We start from the raw sequence: 5,779 nt of genomic DNA on the forward strand, positions 1-5,779 counted from the left end.
GCTTGTTAACCAAACGGTGACCTTAGCCGATGGGTCGACTCAGGAGGTATTAGTGCCTCAAGTGTATGCTAAAGTTCAACCCAGTGATTTAGATAGCTCAGGCGCATTACTCAGCGCTAAAAATATGCAGTTAGAACTTAAAGGGGATTTCACGAATACGGGTAGCCTACAAGCAAAAGAGACCTTAATAGTTAATGCAGGTACTATCAATAACCATGCAGGGAAATTGCAAGCCAATCAAATTGGATTAACGGCTACTCAAGATATCAATAACGTGGGTGGCAGTATCTTAGCTGATGATGCATTGATAGCCAGAGCAGGTGGAGACATTAATGTCATCACCACCACTACGAATAATCACTCAATTAATCCATCTGATGGCAAAGAGAGTACGGTCATCAACCAAGTGGCTCAAATGGGCGTAATGGGGAATGAAGGCGTGTTAGCACTAGAGGCAGGGAATAACCTGACCTTGACGACAGCTAATCTCGTGAATCAAGGTAAAGAGAGCTCAACCTTACTCAAAGCCGGTAATGATGTCATCTTAAATGCCGTTCAAACTCAAAATAAAGACCACGTTGGCAGTGGTGATACCTATTGGCATCAAGAAAGTAGTACTGAGGTGGGTACTCAAATTTATGGCGCAGGTGACATCAGTCTCATTGCTGGCAATGATATGGACAGTATCGCAGCAAGCGTCACGGCAGATAAAAATTTAACTGTTCAAGCCGGTAACAACATTACCCTGCGAGAGGGGATTTCAACCGAAACCCTAGACTCGCAAACCAAAACCAGTAGCAAAGGTTTATTCTCTAGTTCAAGTACGACGACACGCTCCCAAATTGACAATCAAACGAGTACTGGCAGTGAGTTTAATGGTGACACCATCACAATGGTTGCGGGTAATGATACTTTGATTCAAGGCAGTGATGTGATTGCAGATGAAACATTAACTCTCAAAGCGGGTAATGATGTCACTATTACAACGGCTAAAGAGCAATATTATAACCAAACCACCACTGAAAGAAAAAAATCAGGGGTAATGAGCGGCGGTGGCTTAGGTGTCTTTGTTGGTACTAAAAGTGATAAAAACGATGACACTTACCAAGATAGCATCGAAGCCGGCAGTACGGTTGGCAGTATCAATGGGGATGTGACTATTGTCGCGGGTAACAACGCCAATATTCATGGCAGTGACCTGATTGCAGGCGAAGACATCAATGTGGTGGCTCAAGATATCAGCATCACAGCCGCAGCCAATACCCATGATGAAACACATATCACTGAGAGTAAAAGTTCGGGTTTAACCCTGAGTTTAGGCGGTTCGGTAGGTGGTGCGATTAACAGTGCGGTAGGCAGCGCATCACAAACGAGTCGTAGCAACAGTGACCGTAAAAATGCTTTATTAGGGTTAAGTAGCGCCTTATCTGGTGCACAAGGACTACAAGAATTACGCCTGGCCAGTGAAAGTAATCAGCCGAACGCCTATGGTAGTACCGTAGGGGTTAATGTGAGTTACGGTAGTCAATCCTCACGCTCAGAAAAAACCCTTAACGAGGTTAACCATTCTGGAAGTCACTTAAGTTCGAGGGGGGACATTAACCTTCAGGCGACTGAAAAAGATATCCGTATAGAAGGTAGCCGCTTGGATGCAGAGAATAACATCACGCTTGAGGCGAATCGCGATGTGTTATTACACGCTGCGCAAGATACCTCAAAACTCAATGGTAAGAATGAGAGTCGTGGTTGGAGTCTCGGGGGTAGTATTGATTTAGCGGGCATCTTTGGACTTAATGCTTCAGCGAATCGAGGTAAAGGCAATGAAAACGGCCACTCGCTCACCCATCAAAATACTTTAATTACTGCAGGTAATGACGTCTCTGTCATAAGTAAACGAGATACCCTTATCCAAGGCGGGCAAGTTAAAGGGGACGGGATTAAGGTTGATGTAGGTCGTGATTTACGTATTGAGAGCCTGCAAGACAGTGAAAGCTACCATAGCAAGCAAACCAACCTTGGGGCGAATGTTGGCCTCTCTTTTGGTACCAACACCAGCGTCAGTGGTGGCATTAATGGTGACCGTACCAAAATGGACAGCGACTATGCCAGCGTACAAGAGCAATCTGGGTTGTTTGCGGGCAATAAAGGCGTTGATATTGATGTTGAAAACAACACTCACCTCAAAGGGGGAGTTATAGCCAGCGAAGGTGGGAATAACACCTTGAGTACCGGGACCCTCAGCTTTGAAGACATCGAAAATAAAGCGCAGTTTGATGTTTCAAGCAATAGCGTTGGGGGTAATCTGGGGATAGGAGGTTTGAGTATTCCTGGTGTGTCTAACAGCAACAACAGTGGTGAATCTGACAGCACAACCCAAGCCACGATTGGTAATAACATTGATATCACACTTAAGGATGAGACAAATCAAACACAAGATATTACCACACTGAATCGTCATACGGATAACGCTCATCAATCGCTAGATAAAATCTTTGATAAAGACAAAGAGCAAGAACTGTTAGAAGAACAGAAACTAATCTCTGATATTGGCAATCAGCTCAGTAATATTGTTCGCACCGAAGGACAAATACGGGCAGAAAAAGCCAAAAATGACCCTGCTGCACTTGAACTAGCGAAGAAAGAACTCTTATCAGAGGGTAAAAATCCCACCACTCAAGACATAGAGCAAAGAGCACAAAACAACGCCATGCGTGATTGGGGCACTGGAGGTAAATACCAACAAGTGACTCAAGCATTAACTGGCGCATTAAAAGGAGCACTCGGTGGAGATATTACCCAAGCCCTTGCCAATGGCTCTGCACCTTACCTTGCAGAAGCCATTAAGAAGGCGACCACCAATCCAGACGGCAGTGTCAACACTGAAGCCAATTTAGCTGCTCATGCGATTTTAGGCGCACTACTCAGTGCAGCCAACGACAACAGCGCTCTTGCTGGAGGGTTAGGAGCCCTCAGTGCAGAAGCAGCAGCCAATCTTATCAAGAATGAACTCTACGGTGATAAATCGTTTGCTGATTTAACCGAAGATGAGCGTCAAAACATTTCAGCTCTTTCCCAAATCGCGGCAGCCGTTGCAGGAGGATTAACCGGTGACAGCTCTAGCGATGCTACGCAAGGGGCCATTGTTGGGAAAAATGCGGTGGAGAATAATTACCTGAGTGAACGTGAATGGGAAGACTATAAAAAGAAACTCGTTGCAACATGCTCCGCTAATAATTTTTCATGCATCCAAACTATTTTAGAGGACGCGTATGTTAAGTCTCTTTTAAATGACAAAGAACTCAATGCTGTGTGTATGTCCAATCCCTCTTCTGATGCTTGTATCGAAGGCATGCGAGATGCCCTTATGTATAATGCCAATTGGAAGGAACTGAAAGATGGCATGTTAGGTAAAGATATGGAAAGAAGTATCTTAGAAACACTCGCGACTCTCATGTCTATGGAAAATAAAGATGCTACAGCATTACTGGATAATTTAAATAGACGAGAAGATTTTTTCCAAACGATGGCTAATTTTTCAAAATTAAGAGGTGATGAAGTTGCATGGTGGCAACTAGCAGCTGATGTATCATCGGAGCTAGATGTTAAAGTAAATAAGATGTGTTTCTTCTGTAATAATACTCAAAACTGGGTAAATCAGGTTGGCAATCAAATTTTGGATGATGGATGGCCTGAATTTAAAGATTTTTATAATAACACAGATAGATTAACGGGTGATAGTGCCAAATCCTGGGATGATCAAAGATTAAAATCTGAACAATACAATGTCCAAGGTTTGTATGCTGGATTAGATGGTGGGCCTTTTTATGCAATTTATGTGGGAACTTTGGGGACAAAATTTTTTGATATTCGTCAAGTACAATCAAGAATTGATTACGGATTAAAAGGATTAGAACAATTGAGGCAACAAAATGAAACTAAATAAATTGAAGTTATTATTATCTTTTATTGTATTATTTTGTTGGGGGGGAATTTTTATACCATTTGTTCTATCTGATAAAATGCAAAAAAATTTATTTAATATTAATTTTTTAAATCTATATTTTGTGATTGTTTTTATTTTATTCAGTTTGTGTTTTATTTATTATATTGAAAGGGGCTGGGCATTATCTTTAAAAAGATATCATTTTTTTAGATATTTTTCTCGATTTGGGTTCTTTGCGTGGGTTAATCTTGCACTCATGCGCCTCACCGACAATACTCCGTTACAAGGTCCAGTACTTATATTGGCAATGTTGTTATTCGTTGCATACTTTTTTTCAGGAACTCTGTTAATAGCAGCATTGTGGCATATTTTTCTCGTTCATAAACAAAAAGCGTCAATCAAAGACTATCTTTATTCTTATGGTACTTTTTTGTTCATAACTGGTTATGGACTTTTATTATTGTTCTATGGCGAGTTCGGATAATAGTGGCTTTACGGTGACAATCGAAGGCAGTACGTTAGATGCGGATAAGAATATCAATTTGGATGCGGCGCGCGATATTTTGTTATTAGCCAATTTTGGAATAGGTGTTGGAACAACGGCTGAAGCAGATCGATTAGGTAAAATTTGGGTGGGAGATGGAGCTAAATTAGTAGGTGACCAAAAAGGATGTCCAGGGTGTTTAGTTAGTGCTGATGGTCTTCGAATCTACAGACCACCAACTTACAAACCAAATCCCCCTAAAAATTTAAATCCTACCGGAGTACAAGCTAATTTTGTTCAACTAGAAAAAGGAAAAGTTGTAAGTAACGGTCATATGGGGATAGAAAAATGAAAGCAAAACTACATGGCATGTGGGTTGATACGTCTAAATTTACTTTAGAAGATTATCAATCTGATGAAAAAAATTGTTTTATGTTATTAGTAAATTTAAAGATAGGTCCTGTAAATAAAATCGGTTCGGACTATTTTTCAATACACATATGTACCCCTGAATGGCTTTGTAAGCACCATTGGACGGCTGAACTTATGCGCCATACCTTACTAGTGCGTCAATATGATTTAGAAGAAATAAAGAATGTTATCACCAACTATATTGAACTATGTGACGGTGAAAATTGGGTGGAAATAGCTCAAAAACTTTCTGGTGTTTTTGCTTGGGAGTTTGAAGATTATTCACCTTACGGACAATCAATACAGCAAACAAGCTAGCCAATACCAAACGAAATTTGATGTTTTGAACAATAAATAGTATTGGTTTACATTTAGGAGAGGAGGAATTCGGATTACCTCGCCTCCTAAAGCAAACACACCGCGGGTGTAGAGGCTGTAATTTAAATTGTGAATTTACCCATTTTGATATGTTTATTTTAGACATTAAAGATAGTACAACTTGTCTCACAGCAAAATAATGCGTTAATCAAACAGAGCAAAAGTAAATTAAGTTGTTATTTTTAAAGTATAAGTTTAATTACCATACTGTTGTTTATGATTAATTCCATTTTTGGTTTATTGTGGTATCTATTTAGTGTTTAAGTACCCAGATACTAAATATGATTAAATTCCCAGTAATTACCAAAGTGAGTACAAAGGTGAGTATAATTTGAAATGAGAAATTTAAAGTAACTACAATACAATAACTTGGATTGAGAGTTGCGCTTTAATGTGTAGTAATCCTTAGTTCCTAATAAACACCAACTTCAATCCATCAATTACCCCCTTTAAAATCAAAATTTTGAAGGGGGGCCTTCCTCTCTCATCTTCACATAGGCCCTATCAATTAGGATAGTTGTTAATAATTTTATAGTACACTATCATTAAATAATAGGAGATTT

4 protein-coding genes are annotated in these 5,779 nt (G+C 39.9%); all 4 read left to right on the plus strand.

The features are described from left to right. Nucleotides 1-3,943: hemagglutinin repeat-containing protein (locus ACFFIT_RS06670; RefSeq protein ID WP_385876874.1), on the plus strand; the 3,943-nt coding region annotated here is incomplete at its 5' end. Beyond that, nucleotides 3,930-4,427 (plus strand): hypothetical protein, encoded by a 498-nt coding sequence (locus ACFFIT_RS06675; RefSeq protein WP_385876875.1) that lies wholly within the window; start codon nt 3,930-3,932, stop codon nt 4,425-4,427. The genes ACFFIT_RS06670 and ACFFIT_RS06675, both read left to right, overlap by 14 nt. A gap of 13 nt (nt 4,428-4,440) precedes the next feature. After that, entirely contained in the window at nt 4,441-4,779 is a 339-nt protein-coding gene (locus ACFFIT_RS06680; RefSeq protein ID WP_385876876.1) for a hypothetical protein, read from the plus strand. Next, nucleotides 4,776-5,156: an immunity 8 family protein gene (locus tag ACFFIT_RS06685; RefSeq protein WP_385876877.1), complete on the plus strand. Its 381-nt coding sequence runs from the start codon at nt 4,776-4,778 to the stop codon at nt 5,154-5,156. The genes ACFFIT_RS06680 and ACFFIT_RS06685 overlap by 4 nt, the downstream gene beginning before the upstream one ends. The last annotated feature ends 623 nt before the right edge of the window (nt 5,157-5,779 follow it).

This window comes from Thorsellia kenyensis, from assembly GCF_042432445.1.
GTDB classification, from domain to species: Bacteria; Pseudomonadota; Gammaproteobacteria; order Enterobacterales; family Thorselliaceae; genus Thorsellia; species Thorsellia kenyensis.

Coding starts and splice junctions, on each gene's coding strand:
- ACFFIT_RS06675 (WP_385876875.1), top strand. CDS start 3,930: ATGAAACTAAATAAATTGAAGTTATTATTATCTTTTATTGTATTATTT.
- ACFFIT_RS06685 (WP_385876877.1), top strand. CDS start 4,776: ATGAAAGCAAAACTACATGGCATGTGGGTTGATACGTCTAAATTTACT.